At 64.5% G+C, this 736-nt stretch carries 1 protein-coding gene; it reads left to right on the top strand.

Going from position 1 to position 736, the window contains the following annotated elements; genetic code table 11:
• On the top strand, nt 1-483 hold a 483-nt coding region (locus tag A3730_RS06445), incomplete at its 5' end, for an aminotransferase class III-fold pyridoxal phosphate-dependent enzyme (protein WP_156500983.1).
• Nucleotides 484-736: the final 253 nt, after the last annotated feature.

The following is a 736-nucleotide window of genomic DNA, read 5'->3' as shown; positions in this document are numbered from 1 at the left end:
GTCGGGGGCGGCATGCCGGTGGGCGCCTTTGGCGGCAAGCAGGCCATCATGGAGCATCTGGCCCCGCTCGGGCCGGTCTACCAGGCCGGCACCCTGTCCGGTAACCCGGTGGCCATGGCTGCAGGCCTGGCGACGCTGAACCTGATCAGCGAGCCCGGCTTCCACGACGCGCTGACGGAAAAAACCACCCGCCTGCTGGAAGGCCTGACCGCCGCCGCCCATGCGCAAGGGGTGTCATTCACCACTGCACAGGCCGGCGCCATGTTCGGGCTGTTCTTCACCGACCAGAACCGTATCAGCAGTTTTGCGGAAGTGATGGCCTGCGACAGCGAGCGCTTCAACCGCTTCTTCCACGCCATGCTGGACCAGGGCATTTATCTGGCGCCCAGCGCGTTCGAAGCGGGGTTCGTGTCTGCGGCGCACAGTGATGAGGATATCGATGCCACCATCGCCGCCGCACGCAAGGCGTTTGCGAAGGTGTAAAGGCCTGACCAGAATCTCACCTGTAGGAGCACCTCTTGAGGTGCGAACCGTGCCGCGTAAGCAGGGATTTGTGAGCGACGCTTGCGTGAAAGCTGTATCGTTTTCCCTCGCCAAGGCTCGGGTTCGCGCCTCAAGAGGCGCTCCTACAGCGGCCCCATAAGCAAGGTCAGTCGCGCACCAAGACGGCCTGCTTGCCGCCGATGAGCTTCAGCAAATCCCCCGGCGCCATGGCGATTTCCAGCCCGCGCCGGCC

It is taken from the genome of Alcanivorax sp. HI0044 (genome assembly GCF_001634945.1).
The sequence above is the reverse complement of the archived record's forward strand: the minus strand, read 5'-3'. Positions and strand labels throughout refer to the sequence as shown.